The sequence below is a fragment of the Spirulina subsalsa PCC 9445 genome (assembly GCF_000314005.1).
In the GTDB taxonomy this organism is placed as follows: domain Bacteria; phylum Cyanobacteriota; class Cyanobacteriia; order Cyanobacteriales; family Spirulinaceae; genus Spirulina_A; species Spirulina_A subsalsa.
The window spans coordinates 777,865-798,128 of the sequence record NZ_JH980292.1; the positions used below are offsets into that span (position 1 = coordinate 777,865).

Sequence of the window (20,264 nt, forward strand, 5' to 3'; positions counted from 1 at the left end):
TTTAATCTAAGTCTCCTTCCATAACAGTGGCGATCGCTTCTTTGGTATTGTTCCGAAACTCGGTGACATCCACTTGAGCCAATAGACCTATTGCCCCAATCATCACAATCGCTTGTAACAAGAATACACTGCCATAAGCCCAGATCGGTTCGGTAAACACCCGTTTTCCCACATCTAGAATAATCCCCCCAGACCAAGTGGCAATCCCTCGCGCTAGGGCTTGGGAAAGTCCCCAAGTCCCAATAAAGGTTCCGGCTGTGGAAGCCACGGTGAGATCCAACATTAAACTAATCGCCCCCAAGGTGGTTACTCCGGCCGCTAATCCAAAGAGTAACATAGCCCCTTTTAAGATCAGGGGATTTTGGGTAAAACCTGCCAGAATAATTAAGAGGAAACAGCCCGCCACTACCCCACAACCTACTTTTGTGACGGGGGTTTTGCCGAAGCGGGGAATTAAGGCAAATCCGGTGATACTATAGCCAATTAAAATCCCAATCCCCCAATAAGAATTGAGCATGGTTGTATCCCCAATTGACATTCCGAATACTTCCCCGCCGTAGGGTTCAAGGACAGCTTCTTGGAGGAATAAGCTAATAGTAACGAGGAGCAAAAAGGAGAAAAAGATTCCGGTTTGCCGACTAACCGTTAGGACTTTTAAGGCTTTTAATAGGGTGACACTATCTTCTCGGTCTGAAGCAGAAGAACGGCGAGTATAGAGGGAATATCTGCGCTCAATTTTCCAGGTGCTAAACCAAGATAACCCCAAAACAATTAACGGGATGACGAGAAATAAGCTATTAATCGGGCCGGGTAAAATATCTAGGGGATTGCCTTCTAATCCTTCCACTTGGGTTAGGAAAATTTTGCCTGTGATGCCCCCTAAAATAATCCCCACCATTAACATTGACCACACCACGGCCACAATGCGCGATCGCTCCTGTTCGCTGGAAATATCCACTAACAACGCTGTAAAGGGGGTTGAACTGGCACTAATGGCTAACCCATAAACCATAAAAATTAGGATTAAAACCCCTGTCCAAAATAGGGTTAAACCATTCCATTCCCAGACTCCCGTTTGCGAAACAATGCCCCCCAATTGCCAAACCACTTGGACAGATAAAAAGATAGCAATACCGAAAATAATAGTTCCGAGGCGCACATAACCAGTCCGGTGGAGGCCAAAGAGGGGGCGAGAGTCGGACATTTGACCAAACCAGACCCGGGTCGGTGAGATAAAATACTGCACGGCCACCACTCCGGCCGTAATCGTCCCCGGAATCGCCAATTCACTGATCATCACCCGATTAATGACGGCTACGGTTAACACCGACATTAGACCCAATCCAAGGTTAAACAATCCAATCCGAAACATGGTAGGGAGGTTAATTGATCTAGAGGATTCCTCCCTTAAGCTTGATACTTCTTGGGTAGCCATTGGTTTTCTTAAATATTGTCGCCTTTGACGAAAATAGCACGGGATGCCCGCAAGCCCTCCTCTTTAAAGGGAGAGTTAGGGCGACTCGCTGGTTTTAATCGCTCTCCCGACTTTATGGTAGGGTCTGCTGAATATCCCTCTAAGCGCTGTTAATAGGACTGATGGGGAGCGAGAAGCTGCAAGGTTTTAGGGATAAATCATCAAAAAGGCTTCCCTTTTTCCGATTCCCCTTCCCGTTCCCTGTTCCCCGTTCCCTAACCCCACGAGTAGAGTTATATTGCTACGCAACGCTTCGCGAACAGCAAGCCCTAATTAGCAAAGCTTATCACTTTGAGGGAACGGGGAACAGGGCATAGGAGGGCGTTGACATCCCCTCCGCCGTAAACGGACGGGGATTCCATGAGAAAGTGCAAGGTTTTAGGGATAAAGAATCAAAAAGGCTTACCTTTTTCCGACTCCCCCCCGTTCCCTGTTCCCCACGCGCAGCGGAGTTATATTGCTACGCAACGCTTCGCGAACAGCAAGCCCTAACGTATGGAGATTAACTCATGCGGTCAATGGTGCGGTATTGAATGGCTTCGGCAACGTGGGGGGCTTGAATGGTTTCCGACTGGGCGAGGTCGGCAATGGTGCGGGACACTTTGAGGATGCGATCCATGGCGCGGGCGGAGAGGCCTAAGCGTCGGATGGCACTTTCGAGCAAGTTTTGTCCGGCTGGGTCAAGGGCGCAGAATTGCCGCAAATCCCGGCTGGACATCTCGGCATTACATTTGACTTTAGGACGGTCTTGGAAGCGGTCTGAGGCCTGTTTACGGGCGTTCTGGACGCGCTGACGAATGGGGGCGGAGGGTTCCCCGGCGGTTTGTTGGGTCATTTCTTCGGGTTTTAAACGGTTGACGGCGACTTGTAAATCAATACGATCCATCAGGGGGCCCGAGAGTTTCGCCCAGTATTGTTCTCGTTGGCGGGGGGAACAGGTACAGGCTTGAATGCGATCGCCATAGTAACCACAAGGACAGGGATTGGTGCTGGCGACTAGGGTAAACTGGGCGGGAAATAATACGGATTGGCGGGTGCGGGAAATGGTGACAAAGCCATCTTCTAAGGGTTGGCGTAGAAATTCTAAAACATTGCGCTTAAATTCGGTTAATTCGTCTAAAAATAACACCCCCCGATGGGCGAGGGAAATTTCTCCCGGTCGGGGAATACTCCCACCCCCCACTAAGGAGGGGCCTGAGGCGGAATGGTGGGGACTGCGAAAGGGACGTTCTTTGATTAAGGTTCCGCGATCGCGCAGAAAACCCGCGACGGAGTGAATTTGAGACACTTCTAGGGCTTCGTCAAAATTCAACGGGGGGAGAATACTGGGTAAACGCCGCGCCAACATGGTTTTCCCACTCCCCGGCGGCCCAACGAAAATTAAATTATGCCCCCCGGCCGCCGCAATTTCTAAGGCACGACGGGCGTGATTTTGCCCCTTCACATCCTGTAAATCGGTCATCCTGTGATCTGGGCAATTAAACTCCTGCTGGGCATCAAATTGGACGGGGGGGTAATTTTCGGGGGCATCGAGAAAATCGGCCACTTCGGTTAAATGTTTAAACCCATAAACCGCTAAACCCTCCACAACGGCGGCTTCTTGGGCATTATCCAAGGGAACAACTAACCCCGTAATCCCTAATTTTTTCGCCGTGGCGGCAATGGGTAACACCCCACTCACCGGGCGTAATCCCCCATCTAAGGACACTTCCCCTAAAAAGAGAAAATCCCCCAACAGTTGGGGGTTCACTTGTTCTGAAGCGGCAAGAATGCCCACACTCATGGGGAGATCAAAAATGGGGCCTTCTTTGCGTAAATCGGCGGGGGTGAGATTAATTAAAATTTGCTGGCGGGGAAAGGCAAATCCGGCATTTTTCAAGGCGGCCTTCACTCGTTCCCTGGATTCTTGTACGGCAGTGTCGGGCAGTCCGACTAAAATCATTTTGGGCAGGCCACCGGATACGTCTATTTCTACCCCAACTTTTACCGCATCAATTCCGACGATGGATGCACTCCAAACTCTGGCTAACATGGTTTCTGGTTAACGGGATATTGACACAATCTTATGGACACCATCCTACCAGAGAGGGGTTTAAGCGGTTCCGGTGGGGAGGTTGAGCAACATTAATCCGGGACGACGAATATTTTGCTCCGTCGCTGGGTCAAAAAAGTGGATTTTGTCGGGATTCAGGGCAAACCAGAGACTCTCCCCCACTTTTACCGTTTCCTCGGAAGAGAGGCGAATCTGTAGGGTAAGGCTGGGATCACTCACTAAATGAGCCGCAATATAAGTATCATTGCCCAAGGCTTCCACTAGATCCACCTGTACCTCTAGGTTTTTGGTGGCGGGGGGACTGAGGATCAGATGTTCTGGACGGATGCCCAGTAAGAGGGAGCGCCCATCGTAGGGGTTTAAGATATTCTCCCAGACTTCGGGGAGGGTGTAGCGCAATTCTTCATAAACGATGGTGGAGGGGCCGACAATCTGCACGGGTAAAAAGTTCATGGGGGGGGACCCGATAAACTCCGCCACAAAGCGGTTAGCGGGGTGGTTGTAGAGTTCGAGGGGTTTGGCGATTTGTTGGATTTCCCCCTGATTCATCACGGCAATGCGATCGCCCATCGTCATCGCTTCCGTTTGATCATGGGTGACATAGATCGTCGTAATCCCTAACTGCCGTTGGAGTTTGACAATTTGGGCGCGAGTTTGGGCCCGTAATTTCGCGTCTAAATTGGACAGGGGTTCATCCATCAGGAACACTTGGGGATTCCGTGCGATCGCCCGGCCTAAAGCCACCCGTTGTTTTTGCCCCCCAGATAACTGTTTCGGCAGTCGGTCTAACAGGGGTTCAATTTGCAACAACTGCGCCACCGTCCGCACCTGTTTGGCGATTTCCTTCTCCCGAGGGGAATAATAACGAAATTTTCGCGGCAAGGGTCTTGTAGCCCCTTCTAGCCCCCTCTGGGTTAACCTTTCTCCTAGGGGTGCATCCTCCCCCCCCATGCGCCGTAACCCAAAGGCGATATTGTCATAAACCGAGAGGTGGGGATAGAGTGCATAATTCTGGAAAACCATGGCAATGTCGCGGTCTTTGGGGGGTAAATGGTTGACAATGCGATCGCCCACCCTCACCGTTCCCGCCGTCAAAGACTCCAACCCCGCCAAAATCCGCAACAGGGTACTCTTACCACAACCCGACGGCCCCACCAACACCATAAACTCCCCATCCCGCACCTTGAGGTCAATCCCCCGCAGGACATTCACCCCCGCCCCCGTGGAATCCTTCCCTTCCGGCGACTTCGCCCCTCCCTTCCCTTGGGGAAACTGTTTATAAACCTTCTCCAGTTGAACCTGTGCCACAATTTTTACTCACCCAATCATTAATTCAGAAAATCCTTCCAGCTTAATCCAAATAATCCGGGTTTTCCCTTGGGGATTTTTGCCCTTGCACCTCCTCCTCCACCGTCTCCTCTTGAGGCATTTCCAACTCCAGAGACTCCTGTTGAGACTGTTCCAACCGCAAGGGCGTTTTTTCCAACTCCGGCAACGCCAAAAGGTGTTCCTTCTGCCGTTGACGCTGCTTCGGCATCAAAATGGGTAACGGTTCCACCTTCTCCAACCAACATTCCGCCACCGGAAGGGTATGTTCCAAATCCTCCAGCGGCCGGGGAATCACCATCACCGCGCTAAACTCCCCAATCCGTTCCGCCTCAAACATCCCCGCCTCAACCGCCACCGCCACATTGGCCACGGACCCGCGAATCACCGCCGTACATAAACCATCCCCAATTTTCTCATACCCCGCCAACTGCACATCCGCCGCCTTCAACATCGCATCCGCCGCCCCCACCAGTGCCGGAAACCCTCGCGTTTCCAACAACCCCAAAGACTGATTACTCAAGCGACTATACCCTTTTTGTTCTTGCTGCATTTGGGCTAAATGAGTCCCAATGGGAAAAATTACCTCTAAATTCGGCAAAGGACGGGGTAACACCATCTTAGACACCAACTGTCCAAACTGTTCCGCCGTTTTCGCCCCTTCCTCCACCGCTAACCGCACATCCGCCGTTTTCCCTCGCACAATTGCCGTACAGTAGCCACTGCCAATTTTTTCATACCCCACCAAGGTGACTCCGGCCGACTTCAGCATCATATCCGCCGTTCCCACCACGGCGGGAAAACTGCGAGTACAGACCAAACCTAACGCACTATCGGCCATCATGCGTCTTTGAGCGGCACTTTGGGCAGCGCTATTGTGAGGTCGAGTTTGAACTAAACGGCTGTGGAGTTCCATCTTGGACATGGTGTTACCTATTTGGGCGAAGGATTGAAAAGCTCTAAGCGAAGTCCCCTAATACTACTCTAGTGTATCCTATGGGAGTCCGACGGGGGGTTAGGAAAAGTGATAGCAAAGATTAAGCAATCAGGGCTGGGGACAGGTTATTTTATTGGGTCATGAAGCGCTCCCCACCTGGTGGGTGGGGAGCGCTTCATCACAACCGTACTTGCTCGATTCTCGCTTGCCTCTTGTCTTGACAAGGGGCTAAAAAGCCCAACTGGTCAACCTTGGGGTGGGAGTCTCGTCGATTGATTTTTGAGTGATGCGGACGGAGAGACTCGAACTCTCACATCAGAGATACTAGAACCTAAATCTAGCGCGTCTACCAATTCCGCCACGTCCGCGTTATTTTTACCGTTCTCTATCCTAGCAAACCTTGGAACAAAATGGGACAAGCTCAGAAAATTTCGGGAAACCTCCCCCTATTTTGCTCGGAGTGAAAAGAAATCGTTGACATACTCTCCCGTTAACCGCTACGCAGTTTAACGGGAGTCCTCTTGCTCCATTAAGATAGAATCTCCGATAATTGATCACCAACAACACAAATCCAAAGGAGTGTTCAGTTGTTCAAATTGCCCAGTCGTCGTTTTTTCCTCCCGTTGGTGTTGCTATCGTTGTTCTGTAGCATAACCTTTGCGGCTTGTAACCCCGGTCAACCTCCTCAGACGGGGGATTCCCCGCCCACGGAACAAGCTACCGGGGACAATACACTCCGCCTCCTCTATTGGCAGGCTCCGACTATTTTAAACCCCCATCTCGCCTCGGGATTCAAAGATTTTGATGCCGCGCGTATTGTCTACGAACCCCTAGCCAGCTATGATAGTAACGATGAACTGGTTTTATTTCTGGCGGCCGAGGTGCCGACGGTGGAAAATGGCGGTTTAGCGGCAGATGGTCGGTCGGTGACTTGGAAACTGAAAGAGAATGTCCAGTGGTCTGATGGGGAACCGTTTACGGCTGAGGATGTGGTGTTCACTTATGAGTATTTGTCCAATCCTGATGTAGCGACCACCAGTTTAGAAAATTATGCCACGGTGGAGACGGTGGAAGCGGTGGATGAGCATAGGGTGAAGATCACGTTTAAGGAAGTCACTCCGGGGTGGTCTGTGCCGTTTACGGGACAGAATGGGATGATTTTACCGAAACATATTTTCGAGGGGTTTAATAATGCACAAGCGCGGGAAGCACCGGCTAATTTAATGCCTGTGGGAACCGGGCCCTATAAGGTGGTGGAGTTTAAACCGGGAGATATTGTGGTTTATGAACAAAATCCCAATTTCCGGGATAAGGAAGAAAAGGCCCTCTTTTCTCGGGTGGAGTTGAAAGGGGGAGGAGATGCGAATTCGGCGGCGATCGCTGTATTGCAAACTGGAGATGTAGACTATGCCTATAATTTACAGGTGGAGGCCAATGTTTTAAGGCAGTTGGAAGCGGCGGGACAAGGGCGCGTTGTGGCGACTTTTGGGCCTTATGTGGAGCGGATTATGGTGAATTTTACCGACCCCAATCAGGCTACGGCCGACGGAGAACGTTCCAGTTTAGAATTTCCCCATCCCTTTTTCTCAGATCTCAAGGTGCGTCAGGCGTTTAACCTTGCCATTGACCGAGATGCGATCGCCGACCAACTCTATGGCCCCACCGGACGAGCGACCGCACAATTATTAGTCAGTCCCACCCAGTTTAAATCTGACCAGATTCCCTATGAATTTAACCTCGAAAAAGCCGCCCAACTCTTAGAAGAGGCCCGATGGACCGATACCAACGGCAACGGCACAAGAGATAAAGAGGGGGTCGAAATGCGGGTTTTATTCCAAACTTCCGTTAATCCTGTGCGGCAAAAGACCCAAGAAATTGTCAAACAAGCTTTAGAACAGATTGGAGTCGGAGTCGAACTCAAAAGCATTGATGCGGGGATTTTCTTTTCTGGAGATCCTGCGAGTACCGACACCATTAATGCGTTTTACGCAGACTTACAAATGTTCAACACCGGGAATGATAGCCCAGACCCCGGCGCTCACATGAAATGGTGGACTTGTGGGGAGGCCTCCCAAAAGGCGAATCAGTGGCAGCGTCCCAATTATGCTCGTTACTGTAACCCAGAGTATGATCAGTTATGGCAAGCTTCGGCAACGGAATTGAATCCAGAACGACGAGCGGCATTATTCCGACAGATGGATGAGTTACTCGCGGCTGATGTGGCGGTGATTCCCATTGTAGACCGTGCTAATACTAATGGAGTCAGTAACCGTTTAACAGGTGTTGAACCCTCTCCTTGGGATTCCAACACTTGGGACATTATGAACTGGCGACGGAGCTAAGACTCTAATTAGGGCTTGCTCACTGGGCTAGGGAATGGGGAGCAGGGGAGCAGGGGGGCAGGGGGGCAGGGGAGCAGGGGAGAGGGGGAGTTGATAATTATTAACTATTCCCGACTCCCGACTCCCGACTCCCGATTCCCGACTCCTGACTCCCGATTCCTGACTCCTGATTCCCTATTCCCCAACTCTTGGACTGATTCAGCAGGCACTATTTAGCTCATCGTCGGGAAGCCCCGCACTGTACGTTCGCGTTGCGTAGCAAAGCGTTGCGTAGCAAATGTCAGTGTCGGGAGGATGTCACACCGTTTGGGGTTGAACTTGGGGCTGGAATTGGAAGAGGGAATAAACCACGTTGCGACGAATATCAATCATCACTTCGAGGAACATTTCATACCCTTCTTGTTTGTATTCAATCAGGGGATCTTTCTGACCATAACCCCGTAAACCAATGGCCTCCCGCAAGGCATCCATCCCTTGTAAATGTTCCCGCCAGAGGGTGTCAATTTGTTGGAGGATAAAGAAGCGCTCGGCTTGACGCATTAAACCGGGTTGAATTTGCTCAATTTGGTTTTCTTTAATGTCGTAAGCTTTGCGGACTTCTTCATGGAGGAAGGTTTTAATTTCCCCAACGGTCATGTTATCGAGGTGTTTGGGTTGAAGGTCTTTGAGTAAATAAACAAACTCTTTCACCTTATTGATTAACCCTTCAAGATCCCACTCTTCTGGGGGTAATTCGGGGTTAATATAGGCCTCTACAATGTCGTTCATGGTGAGTTCAGCGTAGTTGATGACCTGTTCTTTGAGGTCTTCCCCTTCCAATACCCGACGACGTTCGGCATAAATCGCCCGCCGTTGGTTGTTCATCACTTCGTCATACTCAAAAACCTGTTTCCGAGCATCGTAGTAGAAGGTTTCAACTTTCTTTTGCGCCCCTTCAAGGGAACGGGTCAGGATGCCGGACTCAATGGGCATATCTTCTTCTACGCGGAAGGCATTCATCAACCCAGCTACGCGATCGCCGCCAAAAATCCGCAGTAGGTTATCCTCTAAGCTGAGGAAGAATTTCGTAGAGCCAGGGTCCCCTTGTCGTCCTGCCCGGCCGCGCAGTTGGTTGTCAATGCGTCGGGATTCGTGGCGCTCTGTACCAATCACATGGAGGCCTCCGGCTTGTACTACTTCGTCATGTTCCCGACTGGTAAAGGCTTCGTACTCTTTGCGGATCAGTTGGTACACTTCCCGGATCTTCTGGACGACGGGATCTTGTACGGGGGCATTTTCTGAGGCGATCGCAATTTTTTCCTCAGCCTCTAATTCCTGCAAGCTTTGTTCCCCATACTGCTGCACCGCAAAATTCACCGCCATCTTTAACTTCTGCTCGGTTTCTGAGGAGAGTTCCGTGGGGAAAATATGAGCAGACGCTTTCCAAGTTTTAGGCTTTTTCCCCTCATTACCAAACCCTTGAGGACGATTGCGAGTTTTCGGCATTCCGGCCGCACTAGCCACCAGTTCTTTATCTTCAGGCATGACAATTTTGGGCATGAAATATTCCCGCAATTTCAGCCGCGCCATATAGTCGGAGTTCCCCCCTAAGATAATATCTGTCCCTCGTCCGGCCATGTTGGTGGCAATGGTAACAGCACCCTTGCGCCCGGCTTGAGCCACAATTTCTGATTCCCGTTCCACGTTCTCCGGTCGGGCGTTCAGGATATCATGGGGAACCCCCCGCTCTCGCAACAACTTGGCCAAAACCTCGGATTTTTCTACACTGGTGGTTCCCACCAACACCGGGCGGCCTTGTTCGTGCATATCGGCGCACTCTTGGGCGACAGCGCTCCATTTCGCCAGTTCCGTTTTATAGACCACATCGGCCATATCCTGACGACGGGAGGGTAAATTGGTGGGAATAATCGTCACCTGTAGGTTATAGATTTTCTCAAATTCCGCCTCTTCGGTTTTCGCCGTCCCTGTCATCCCCGCTAACTTGGGATACAACAGGAAAAAGTTTTGATAGGTAATCGTCGCCAGGGTTTGGGTTTCATTTTGAATTTTGACCCCCTCTTTCGCTTCAATGGCTTGGTGGAGGCCATCACTCCAGCGCCGCCCTTGCAACACCCGCCCGGTGAACTCATCGACAATGACCACATCATCATCTTTCACAATGTAGTTCACATCTTTGATAAACAATTCCTTGGCCTTAATAGCATTAGAAACATAATGGGCCCAAGGGTCGTTCGGGTCATACAAATCTGTCACCCCTAGGAGGCGTTCGGCTTCGGCAAACCCTTCATCAGTCATCAACACATTGCGGGCTTTTTCGTCCACCTCATAATGGCCTTGTCCCTCTTCATTTTGGGGGAACAGTTGGGCGGCAATTTGGGCGGCCTGCATATACTTTTCTGTGGGTCGTTCCACTTGACCCGAAATAATCAGAGGCGTTCTGGCTTCGTCAATCAGTACCGAGTCCACCTCGTCAATAATGCAGTAATTAAAGGGGCGCTGCACCACATCTTCCATGGCGGTGGCCATGTTGTCCCGTAAATAGTCAAACCCTAATTCGCTGTTGGTGGCGTAGGTAATATCACAGGCGTAGTTTTGACGGCGTTCCATGGGACTCATTCCTGACTGAATCAGTCCCACCGTCAGACCAAGGAAGCGGTGGACTTGTCCCATCCATTCGGCGTCCCGTCGGGCGAGGTAGTCGTTCACTGTCACCACATGAACCCCACGCCCGCTTAAAGCGTTTAAATAGGAGGGGAGGGTGGCGACTAGGGTTTTTCCTTCCCCGGTTTTCATCTCGGCAATTTGTCCCTCGTGGAGAACCGTTCCCCCTAACAACTGCACATCAAAATGGCGCATCCCCAAGACCCGCCAAGCGGCCTCCCGCACGACGGCAAAGGCTTCTGGCAATATATCATCGAGAATGTCTGACCGTTCGCGATCGCTTTTGGCCTTAGCCAGTTGTTCCTGAAACTCTCTCGTCTTCCCCCGTAGTCCATCATCGGAGAGGGCTTTAATATCATCTTCAATAACGTTCACCTCTGCAACCAGAGGCTGAAATTTTTTGAGTTTCCGAGTGTTAGGGTCGCCGAGTAACTGTTTTAACATAGAAAGTTCTTATTGATTTTCTGGTCTATCTTTGCGCTGCTCATTTGTCACAAACGAAGGGTTGACCCGTAACTGATGACAAAATGATCCTTGACTTATGTTATCTCAAATATGGGGCTGAACATCTCCGATCAAGGAATGTTAGGGGAGAGAGAGCCGTCCTCCCCCCAGATAAACCGGAGTCGTCAACACTCTTCCTCAACCGGGGGGGAATTCAGGAAAACAGGATAAAAGTACACCATGAACAAAACCAGAATTGTCCAGATTTTACGCCACGGTCAACCCGATGAGTCGGTTCTCATTCAAGGCTGGGTGCGCACCACACGGGCGTTAAAGGGCTTTGCCTTTGTGGAACTCAATGATGGGTCTTCCCTCGCCAACCTGCAAGTCGTGATTAATGAAGCGTTCCCGGACTATGAAGCCCTGATCAAACGTTTAACCATTGGCTCCTCTGTGGCTGTGGAAGGGGTGTTAGTGGCTTCTCAGGGCAAAGGACAACGAATTGAGGTTAACCCCTCTAAAATCGAGGTATTTGGGGAATCTGACCCGGAAACCTATCCCCTCCAGAAGAAACGGCATAGCTTTGAGTTTTTGCGGGGTTTGGGTCATTTGCGATCGCGCACTAATACCCTCGGCGCTGTGTTCCGCGTTCGCAATGCCTGTTCTAGTGCCATTCACCAGTTTTTCCAAGAACGCGGGTTTCTCTGGGTTCACACCCCCCTCATTACCGCCAGCGACTGCGAGGGGGCCGGGGAACTGTTCAGCGTCACCACCCTTGACCCCAAAAACCCCCCCAAAACCCCCCAGGGCGAAATTGACTACAGTCAGGACTTCTTCGGGAAACCCGCCTATTTAACCGTCAGTGGGCAACTGGAGGCTGAAATCATGGCCATGTCCTTTAGTGATGTCTACACCTTTGGCCCCACCTTCCGCGCCGAAAACTCCAACACCTCCCGCCACCTCGCGGAATTCTGGATGGTGGAACCGGAAATGGCGTTTTGTGATCTTCAGGGCAATATGGACTTAGCCGAAGCCTTTTTAAAACATATTTTTAAAACTGTCCTGGAACAATGCCCCGAAGACATGGACTTTTTCAACCAACGGATTGATCAAACGGTTTTAGCCACCGCCGATAATATTATCAACAACCAGTTTGAGCGCATTTCTTACACCGAGGCGATCGCACTTTTAGAAAAAGCCGACCGTAAATTTGAGTATCCCGTAGAATGGGGCCTCGACCTCCAATCCGAACACGAGCGTTATTTAGCCGAAGAACTCTTTAAAAAACCCGTCATCGTCCGCGACTACCCCAAAGGCATCAAAGCCTTTTATATGCGTCTCAACGACGATAACCAAACCGTCGCCGCCATGGACGTTCTCGCCCCCAAAATCGGCGAAATCATCGGCGGTTCCCAACGGGAAGAGCGCCTCAATGTCCTAGAACAGCGCATCCAAGACAACCAAATGCCCCTAGAGGAACTTTGGTGGTATCGTGACCTGCGACGATATGGCACCGTCCCCCATGCCGGATTTGGTTTAGGCTTTGAACGAGTGGTTCAATTCATGACCGGGATGGGCAACATTCGGGATGTGATTCCCTTCCCCCGTACCCCCATGAACGCCGAATTTTAACAAGATTGCCAGGAATTCCCCACTCCTTGGGTGGGGATTCTCAAATCATGAGAATTAATACTTTTTTACTGATAACTCAATGAACACCCTCCCCCAAACTTGGCAATGGCAAGGCTATAACATCTGTTATCAACAGTGTGGCACCGGAGAGCCGGCCGTTATCCTCATTCATGGCTTTGGTGCATCTTGGGGTCACTGGCGGAAAACCCTCCCCGTCTTGGGTCAAACGATGCGCGTCTATGCCATCGACCTCATCGGTTTTGGAGCATCCGCTAAACCCCACCCCAGCCAACTCGACTATACCTTTGAAACTTGGGCGCAACAAATCGCCGACTTTTGCCAAGAAATCGTACAAACCCCCGTCTTTCTGATTGGGAATTCCATTGGCTGTATTGTCGCCATGCAAACCGCCGTCACCTATCCCGACTGGGTGCGAGGAGTCGCCACCCTCAACTGTTCTTTACGAATGCTGCACGAGCGGAAACGTCAAGAAATCCCTTGGTATCAACGACTGAGTACCCCCATCTTGCAGAATCTTCTCCGTCAGCCTTGGTTTGGTTATCGTTTCTTTGGCTTGATGGCTCGTCCTAACTTTGTCCGTCAAGCCCTCCTACAAGCCTATCACCGCCCCGAAGCGGTCACGGAGGAACTGGTCAACCTTTTAATGAAACCCGCCGCCGATGAGGGGGCGGCCGATGTCTTTATTGCCTTTACCACCTATTCCCAGGGTCCGCTTCCCGAGGATTTATACCCCATCATGCCCTGTCCTACCCTAATCCTATGGGGAACGGAGGATCCTTGGGAGAAATTCGAGTGGGGTCAAAAATTCGCCGACCTCCCCACCGTAGAAAAGTTCATCCCCTTACCGGGAGTGGGTCATTGTCCCCAAGACGAGGCCCCAGAATTGGTGAATCCCCTCCTCCAAGAGTGGATTCTGAGCCATAGCCCAATTTTGACAAGTTAAGGGAACAGGGAACGGGAAGGGGGCAGGGGGGCAGGGGAGAGGCAATCTCCCGACTCCCGACTCCCGATTCTCCCCATGAGTTAGAAATAGTAACGTTGATCTAACCAAACCCGCACCTCTTGTTCCGACATAAACCGGAATTGTCTCCCGGTGATGGGGTCGTAGACCTTCCACAACTCATGACCTTGATGATCAAAAACCAACTTAATTTGAGGTTCGTGGCTTCTTATTGAGCGAGTCAAGAACCATTGATTGATTTTGGCTAGAGTTGGCAGAACAACATTATTCCAGAGTTCAACAATTTTATTGGGGCGATGCTCGATGGTTTCGTGATGCTTCTCAAGCGGTAAAGCGTGACTTAGATTTTTCATAAACCCTCCGATCGTTTTCCTCAAGTCTGGTGTGACTTGATACAACAGACCGCTTTAAAATATGTTATTGCTTACCTCCATTCTAGCGAGGGGGTAGGTTGTCTCCGCAGGACTTTATAAGACTTGATAAATCGAAAAAATAGTTGATAAACGATGAATGTCGGGGCGCACTACCCCACCCTGCCGTTGGTGAGGATGGGGTAGTGCGCAACATTTTTGTTAAAACTCCAAGGAACCAAACTCCCGCACTATCCCCTCAATACACTGGTCTAAACCCAAGGCATCTTTCCACCCTACAAACCCCCCATAAAGACATTGCCCTTGTTTATCCCCTAAAAAAACATGATTCACCCCCACAACATTTTTCCATCCCCTTAACTCTAACCCGTCTCCCAAATCAGCTATTTTTTGAGAACGGGCAAAATTTCGCGGGTGTGCGTCGGTGATGCCCTCCACTTGCCGCAGGTGTTGGATGAGGGTACGGGCTAAACTGGGGGGAGGGGGGGGAGAAATAACCGGGTTTTGCCAAAAGGTTTGGATGAGGGGGATTAAGTCGGGGTGGGCGTTCAGTTGGGGGTGGGGAAGTTCGACACAGATAAATTGACTGTGGTCAAATTGGGTGGAGGCCACTAGGATGGTGCCGTCGCTGCCTTGGTCAATATCCCCGGCAATGACTAGGGTGGGGATTTGTTGGGCGATTTTTTCGGCTAAAGCGCGCCGATTGATGCCTAAGTCTCTGGCAATGCCAATCCCTAATCCCAAGGGGTCAATAATCCGGGCAGCATCAGCGCCCCCAATGGGGGAGGCCAGCAGAATCAAGGAGTGAAGGTGAGAACACCATCCTGGATGACGGTTAAGCAGTTCTAACCAAATAATCCCCCCCATAGAGTGACCAATCACGCGGAGGGGGGTGGTGGGATATTGTTCTAGGGTGGTGGTGACTTGGCTTTCCACTTGGGCAATTAAGGGTTCAAGACGGAGCCAGGTTTTCAGCCAGCCTAGATTAGGGGCGATGACGAGATGATGGGGGGCGAGGGTTTCGCCGAATTGCTGCATCGCGTCGCTGGTGTCAGCCCAACCGTGTTGGAGGTAGAGGATGAAGTCGGGGGAAGGCATGGGGGGACTGGAGATTAGAGGACGGGGGTTTTCAGGGGCGATCGCAACAATAACCCATATTCGATTCCTTCGACCACCGCTTGATAGGAAGCGTCAATGATATTGGTAGACACCCCCACCGTCGTCCAACGTTGTTCTCCGTTGCTAGACTCCACCAAAACCCGGGTTTTCGCCGATGTGCCGGAATTACTGTCCAGAATCCGTACTTTGTAGTCTGTGAGGTAGAACTCCGCAATTTCTGGGTAAAACTTGACTAGGGCTTTGCGTAGGGCTTGGTCTAACGCCGAAACGGGGCCATTCCCTTCTGCCACTTCTAATAAATCCTCCCCATTGACACTGACTTTAATTGTGGCGAGGGCATTACTTTCTATTACATCGGAGGCATTACAATGAACTTGAAACCCTTTGAGGTGGAAACGGTGGGGGCGTTGCGCAATGGCAGAACGCATCAACAGTTCAAAACTGGCCTCGGCCGCTTCAAATTGGTAGCCTTCTTTTTCTAATACCTTCAGTTCCGCTAAAATCTGGCGGCAGGTTTGGTCATCCTGTTCTAAATCAATGCCAAAACTGCGCGCTTTAGCTAACACATTACTTAAACCCGATTGATCGGAAATCACAATGCGGCGACGGTTGCCAATGACTTCCGGGGTGATATGTTCATAGGTGAGGGGGTTTTTCGCCACGGCTGAGACGTGAATCCCTCCTTTGTGAGCAAAGGCCGAACGTCCGACGAAAGGGGCATGATCATCCGGGGCCAGGTTGACAATTTCGCTCACAGCGCGACTGGTGAGGGTGAGGCGGGCTAATTGTTCTGGGGTAACGCAATCATAGCCTAGTTTTAACTGGAGATTGGGAATGAGGGTGCAGAGGTTGGCATTGCCGCAACGTTCCCCATACCCGTTGATGGTGCCTTGTACCATTTTCGCTCCGGCCATCACGGCGGCGATCGCATTGGCTACGGCCGTCCCCCCATCATTATGGGTGTGAATCCCCAACTGGGGCGCATTTTCCCCCCTCCCCTGTAACTGGGGCAAAGCTTCCCGCACCTCCTCAATAATTTGTGTCACCTCATGGGGTAACGCCCCCCCATTGGTATCACATAGCACCAACCATTCCGCCCCCGCTTCCAAGGCCGTCCGCAGAGTTTGCAGGGCATAATCCCGATTCGCCTTATACCCATCAAACCAGTGTTCGGCATCATAAATCACCCGTCGCCCCTGACGGCGCAAATACTCCAAAGTGTCACCAATCATGGCTAGATTCTCTTCTAGCGTCGTGTGTAGCCCTTCCGTGACATGGAGATCCCAAGATTTCCCGAAAATCGCCACCCAATGAGTCCCGGCCGTTAAAATCGCTTGCAGTAGGGAATCCTCAGACGCGACTCGATTGGGGCGACGAGTGGAACAAAAAGCCACCACTTCCGAATAGTCTAGGGGGGTTTCTTTCAAGCGCCAGAAAAACTGGACATCCTTGGGATTTGCCCCCGGCCATCCCCCCTCAATAAAGGGAACCCCCATTTTATCCAGTTTGCGGGCAATCTTCAATTTATCCTCAATGGACAGGGCAATCCCTTCCCGTTGTGCGCCATCCCGTAAGGTGGTGTCGTAAATCCAAAGCTGATTACTGCTCATGATGGAAAATTCTCGCTATAATTGTAAATATATGTAAAGTCAACTTGACAATTTGGCTATTCTGAAAGTTTTTTTGAGGACAAATTAACACGATGCCTACTGTATCTGCTCAGGGAAAAACCTTTACCTGTGAAACCGGAGCCAATCTCCGCAAAGTTTTGTTAAACAATGGCGTTGATTTGTACAATGAGGGTGCAAAAGTCATTAACTGTTTAGGATTTGGCAGTTGTGGAACTTGTGCGGTAGAAGTACAAGGGGAAGTCTCCGAACCAAAAGGAAAGGAAAAGTTCCGCCTTTCTTTACCTCCCCATAGTAGCAAAAGTAACTTGCGTTTAGCTTGTCAAACTCAGGTTCTAGGTGATGTTACGGTAACAAAACATCAGGGATTTTGGGGACAAAAAGCAGAGACAAAATGGGAAGGTTAGGATTCCGGCTTTTTGTTATTTTCTAGAGGGGAACACTCCTCTCTAGAGGTTGACAGAAAAGCAGGTTATTGGACGGGATAGTTTATGACTATGACCCTCTGAGGCCTTACCCATCTTTTAGTTTAAGGGCAAAGATCCCCACGGTTGGGAATCTTTGCTTTTTTTTTGGAAAGTTTACGGGAGAGGTTTTCCCCATTTTAGCTCCGTAGGTTGGCTGAAGCGAAGCGTAACCCAACACCCCCAATTAAGAGGTAAACCCTAAACTCCCCAAAAAGAAACCAGGTTTCTGTTAGGAAGTAGCGAGAAAACAAGGGAATGAAAGAACCCCAGTTTCTGTAACAATAATTTAGCTCCGTAGGTTGGGTGAAGCGATAGCGTAACCCAACAACCCCCATTAGGAGGTAAACCGTCAACTACCCAAAAAGAAACTAGGTTTCTGTTAGGAAGTAGCGAGAAAACAAGGGAATGAAAGAACCCCAGTTTCTGTAACAATAATTTAGCTCCGTAGGTTGGGTGAAGCGATAGCGTAACCCAACACCCCCAATTAAGAGGTAAACCCTAAACTCCCCAAAAAGAAACTAGGTTTCTGTTAGGAAGTAGCGAGAAAACAAGGGAATGAAAGAACCCCAGTTTCTGTAACAATAATTTAGCTCCGTAGGTTGGGTGAAGCGATAGCGTAACCCAACACCCCCAATTAAGAGGTAAACCCTAAACTCCCCAAAAAGAAACCAGGTTTCTGTTAGGAAGTAGCGAGAAAACAAGGGAATGAAAGAACCCCAGTTTCTGTAACAATAATTTAGCTCCGTAGGTTGGGTGAAGCGATAGCGTAACCCAACACCCCCATTAGGAGGTAAACCGTCAACTACCCAAAAAGAAACCGGGTTTCTGTTAGGAAGTAGCGAGAAAACAAGGGAATACAAGAAACCGGGTTTCTAGGTGGCTAGGGTTGGATAAAATAGGCTAAAACAATCCTCCTTTCCCCCTATCTATTTTTTAGTTTACGTTTCTTATGAAATCTTGAGGCAGAGAAATAAAAAATTTTTAAAACTTTACATTAACCGGAGAATCGTCCGTGATAGGATATTTGATGCTTGAATAGCTGTTTTGTTAATAAGCAGCAACAGTATCTGATGTCATAAGGAGTTTTTATGCCAAGAAAATACTACACAATGGGTTCTACAGATATTATCACTAGAATTGAATCCACGGTTGATAACAATGGGTATTCTCTACCTTTTTTCGATCTTGAATGTCAAGCTGGGGTGAATCATACATCACGGGCTGAGGAAATTAGTAAGGCAATTACAAAGCGTCTCTTGTCATTTATCTCCCCTGATACACCAGAAGACAAAATTTTATTAGAAAACGTGGGATTAGAGTGTGAAGTGTTAATGGTTAGTAATCCTGCCCCCGGTTGGCAAAAGGGAAAAGTTCGCGCCAAAGTCGTGTTAGAATTTTGTCCAAATGAACCAGATGCAGCCCCTCCTCAAAGGCAACAACAGCCTGAATCTGTTTTAGATGATTTGCGTAATTATCGCGGAAACTAAGACAGAAGAAACCCGGTTTCTGTTACCATAATTTAGCTCCGTAGGTTGGGTGAAGCGAAGCGTAACCCAACCTACGAATTACTACGCTTTCAAATCTGGGAAGTCGCCCTCAAATGACTTCAGGATTCAATGATTCCTAAAACGACTTTGGGATCTAATTTTTCCTTAAACCAAATCACCCTAGCGGGAACTTCACTAGCTTTAATCCCTGACTTTTCTAAATTTAAACGCTCAGAAATAGCTAAAATTAAATTATCCACATCGGCATGATGGACTTGATAGAACTTTTTGCGTAAATAATCCGGCCGCCAAAAGCCAATAATTTCTAAAATATAATCTCGCCCGTCAGGATGAACGAGACGAAAATCAGGAATCATTACACTTCCGGGAATCGGGATTAGATTAACTTCTCGCTCTAAAATCCAGTCTGTTTTTGTCTTTTCCCACCGTTTCGCAAAGGCTTCCTCTAACAGACTATCATAGGTTTTTCCCCTAGAATAATGACTCACTAAATCACATTGATCATCTAAACTAAAATAGCCCTTTTTGGTTGCTCCGGTATATTGATCTTTCTGCTCTAAGGTGGCTTTTAAACTCCATTTCGTGACATGAAGAAGGGCGGGGATCATTTTAGCAAAGGCTAATCCGTAGCGGGTACTAGATTTAAATAAACTGGTAGGGCCGTCTAGGGTAATGGTAAAGCCATGATCAACGTCTCCCTCAATATAAAACATCAGTTGGAAGAGTTTTAAATAACGAAACAATAACTTATATTCTCCCGGAACGTTGCGATGAGCGTTTAAGATAACTTGACTGGCACGATAAAAAATACCTTGAACTTGTGAGAGGTTGTAACGATGGATGAGGGTGGTGGGGGCGGGGGCTTCAAATTGGGTTAAAATACGGTTTTCTTGTAAGTCTGCATAAAGGCCTTGTAAAATATCACTGGGGAGAACTTCTCGGTTTAGTTCTTGGCTGAGAGTAGAACAGAGACTTTGTAAGGTATTGTTACGTTGATGAGGAAGTGGGGGAGTTTTTGCGGCTTCGGTAAAGACGCGCTGCCTGAGTAATTGGGGTTCTAGAGGACTGACGATTTCAAAGGTACTAAAACTATTCTTAAGTAGATGAGCTAGACCGCGTTTAGTGCGATAATTAGGACTGTCTCCTTCTAAATCATGGAGTTGTTTGTCTAATTCCCCTTGGGTTTTTCCGAGGCAGTTTTGAAAACATTCAATTTGTTCATTAGCGATCGCAATTGTTGCATCATCTAGGGTTAAACGCTTGGGAATAATGGCTTCACCGCGTAGGCGATAACTGAGTAAATCACTGGGTAACATGGGG

At 49.4% G+C, this 20,264-nt stretch carries 15 protein-coding genes and 1 tRNA gene; 6 read left to right on the forward strand and 10 right to left on the reverse strand.

Annotated elements, in window-relative coordinates:
* Nucleotide 1: 1 nt before the first annotated feature.
* On the reverse strand, nt 2-1,435 hold the full coding sequence (locus tag SPI9445_RS0103955) for a BCD family MFS transporter (protein WP_026079513.1): 1,434 nt from the start codon (nt 1,433-1,435) through the stop codon (nt 2-4).
* A gap of 24 nt (nt 1,436-1,459) precedes the next feature.
* On the opposite strand from SPI9445_RS0103955, the gene SPI9445_RS31575 reads away from it, so the two are divergent.
* Complete coding sequence (locus tag SPI9445_RS31575; protein ID WP_272943224.1) at nt 1,460-1,588, forward strand: hypothetical protein; 129 nt, start codon at nt 1,460-1,462, stop codon at nt 1,586-1,588.
* 388 nt (nt 1,589-1,976) lie between these two features.
* Here SPI9445_RS31575 and SPI9445_RS0103960 read toward each other — a convergent pair whose 3' ends face one another.
* The 4 genes from SPI9445_RS0103960 to SPI9445_RS0103975 all read right to left on the reverse strand — a co-directional run bounded on the left by SPI9445_RS0103960 (nt 1,977) and on the right by SPI9445_RS0103975 (nt 6,158).
* Nucleotides 1,977-3,506 carry a YifB family Mg chelatase-like AAA ATPase gene (locus SPI9445_RS0103960; RefSeq protein WP_026079514.1) on the reverse strand — a complete coding sequence of 510 codons (1,530 nt, stop codon included), beginning with the start codon at nt 3,504-3,506 and terminating at the stop codon, nt 1,977-1,979.
* Nucleotides 3,507-3,566: 60 nt separating this feature from the next.
* Nucleotides 3,567-4,835 carry an ABC transporter ATP-binding protein gene (locus SPI9445_RS0103965; RefSeq protein WP_017303428.1) on the reverse strand — a complete coding sequence of 423 codons (1,269 nt, stop codon included), beginning with the start codon at nt 4,833-4,835 and terminating at the stop codon, nt 3,567-3,569.
* 43 nt (nt 4,836-4,878) lie between these two features.
* Entirely contained in the window at nt 4,879-5,697 is an 819-nt protein-coding gene (locus SPI9445_RS31925) for a beta-carboxysome assembly protein CcmO (RefSeq protein WP_071525338.1), read from the reverse strand.
* 380 nt (nt 5,698-6,077) lie between these two features.
* Nucleotides 6,078-6,158: transfer RNA gene (locus SPI9445_RS0103975), tRNA-Leu, on the reverse strand.
* A 219-nt stretch (nt 6,159-6,377) separates the two neighbouring features.
* Between SPI9445_RS0103975 and SPI9445_RS0103980 the strand changes: the two genes are divergently transcribed.
* Complete coding sequence (locus SPI9445_RS0103980) at nt 6,378-8,132, forward strand: peptide ABC transporter substrate-binding protein (RefSeq protein WP_017303430.1); 1,755 nt, start codon at nt 6,378-6,380, stop codon at nt 8,130-8,132.
* A 297-nt stretch (nt 8,133-8,429) separates the two neighbouring features.
* On the opposite strand, the gene secA is transcribed toward SPI9445_RS0103980, so the two are convergent.
* Nucleotides 8,430-11,237 carry a preprotein translocase subunit SecA gene (secA, locus tag SPI9445_RS0103985; protein ID WP_017303431.1) on the reverse strand — a complete coding sequence of 936 codons (2,808 nt, stop codon included), beginning with the start codon at nt 11,235-11,237 and terminating at the stop codon, nt 8,430-8,432.
* A 240-nt stretch (nt 11,238-11,477) separates the two neighbouring features.
* On the opposite strand from secA, the gene asnS reads away from it, so the two are divergent.
* The gene (gene asnS / locus SPI9445_RS0103990; protein ID WP_017303432.1) at nt 11,478-12,869 is read left to right on the forward strand and encodes an asparagine--tRNA ligase; all 1,392 of its coding nucleotides are present in this window, start codon (nt 11,478-11,480) and stop codon (nt 12,867-12,869) included.
* 79 nt (nt 12,870-12,948) lie between these two features.
* The gene (locus SPI9445_RS0103995; RefSeq protein ID WP_017303433.1) at nt 12,949-13,833 is read left to right on the forward strand and encodes an alpha/beta fold hydrolase; all 885 of its coding nucleotides are present in this window, start codon (nt 12,949-12,951) and stop codon (nt 13,831-13,833) included.
* 80 nt (nt 13,834-13,913) lie between these two features.
* Here the strand turns inward: SPI9445_RS0103995 and SPI9445_RS24275 are convergent, their stop codons facing one another.
* From SPI9445_RS24275 to cimA, 3 genes are all read right to left on the reverse strand, one after another.
* On the reverse strand, nt 13,914-14,204 hold the full coding sequence (locus SPI9445_RS24275; protein ID WP_017303434.1) for a hypothetical protein: 291 nt from the start codon (nt 14,202-14,204) through the stop codon (nt 13,914-13,916).
* A 219-nt stretch (nt 14,205-14,423) separates the two neighbouring features.
* Nucleotides 14,424-15,320 carry an alpha/beta fold hydrolase gene (locus SPI9445_RS0104005; protein ID WP_017303435.1) on the reverse strand — a complete coding sequence of 299 codons (897 nt, stop codon included), beginning with the start codon at nt 15,318-15,320 and terminating at the stop codon, nt 14,424-14,426.
* Between the two features lie 14 nt (nt 15,321-15,334).
* Entirely contained in the window at nt 15,335-16,951 is a 1,617-nt protein-coding gene (gene cimA / locus SPI9445_RS0104010; protein ID WP_017303436.1) for a citramalate synthase, read from the reverse strand.
* Nucleotides 16,952-17,043: 92 nt separating this feature from the next.
* Here cimA and SPI9445_RS0104015 point away from each other — a divergent pair, with 92 nt between their 5' ends.
* The gene (locus tag SPI9445_RS0104015; protein ID WP_017303437.1) at nt 17,044-17,376 is read left to right on the forward strand and encodes a 2Fe-2S iron-sulfur cluster-binding protein; all 333 of its coding nucleotides are present in this window, start codon (nt 17,044-17,046) and stop codon (nt 17,374-17,376) included.
* Between the two features lie 1,148 nt (nt 17,377-18,524).
* Complete coding sequence (locus SPI9445_RS24280; RefSeq protein ID WP_083883485.1) at nt 18,525-18,923, forward strand: KGK domain-containing protein; 399 nt, start codon at nt 18,525-18,527, stop codon at nt 18,921-18,923.
* Nucleotides 18,924-19,042: 119 nt separating this feature from the next.
* Here SPI9445_RS24280 and SPI9445_RS0104035 read toward each other — a convergent pair whose 3' ends face one another.
* Nucleotides 19,043-20,260: a DUF790 family protein gene (locus SPI9445_RS0104035; protein WP_017303441.1), complete on the reverse strand. Its 1,218-nt coding sequence runs from the start codon at nt 20,258-20,260 to the stop codon at nt 19,043-19,045.
* Nucleotides 20,261-20,264 lie beyond the last annotated feature (4 nt).

Bases quoted from the DNA above. Each gene is read 5' to 3' on its own strand.
- SPI9445_RS0103955 (WP_026079513.1), bottom strand. From the start codon at position 1,435: ATGGCTACCCAAGAAGTATCAAGCTTAAGGGAGGAATCCTCTAGATCA.
- SPI9445_RS0103960 (WP_026079514.1), bottom strand. From the start codon at position 3,506: ATGTTAGCCAGAGTTTGGAGTGCATCCATCGTCGGAATTGATGCGGTA.
- SPI9445_RS31925 (WP_071525338.1), bottom strand. From the start codon at position 5,697: ATGATGGCCGATAGTGCGTTAGGTTTGGTCTGTACTCGCAGTTTTCCC.
- secA (WP_017303431.1), bottom strand. From the start codon at position 11,237: ATGTTAAAACAGTTACTCGGCGACCCTAACACTCGGAAACTCAAAAAA.
- asnS (WP_017303432.1), top strand. From the start codon at position 11,478: ATGAACAAAACCAGAATTGTCCAGATTTTACGCCACGGTCAACCCGAT.
- SPI9445_RS0103995 (WP_017303433.1), top strand. From the start codon at position 12,949: ATGAACACCCTCCCCCAAACTTGGCAATGGCAAGGCTATAACATCTGT.
- SPI9445_RS24275 (WP_017303434.1), bottom strand. From the start codon at position 14,204: ATGAAAAATCTAAGTCACGCTTTACCGCTTGAGAAGCATCACGAAACC.
- SPI9445_RS0104005 (WP_017303435.1), bottom strand. From the start codon at position 15,320: ATGCCTTCCCCCGACTTCATCCTCTACCTCCAACACGGTTGGGCTGAC.
- cimA (WP_017303436.1), bottom strand. From the start codon at position 16,951: ATGAGCAGTAATCAGCTTTGGATTTACGACACCACCTTACGGGATGGC.
- SPI9445_RS0104015 (WP_017303437.1), top strand. From the start codon at position 17,044: ATGCCTACTGTATCTGCTCAGGGAAAAACCTTTACCTGTGAAACCGGA.
- SPI9445_RS24280 (WP_083883485.1), top strand. From the start codon at position 18,525: ATGCCAAGAAAATACTACACAATGGGTTCTACAGATATTATCACTAGA.
- SPI9445_RS0104035 (WP_017303441.1), bottom strand. From the start codon at position 20,260: ATGTTACCCAGTGATTTACTCAGTTATCGCCTACGCGGTGAAGCCATT.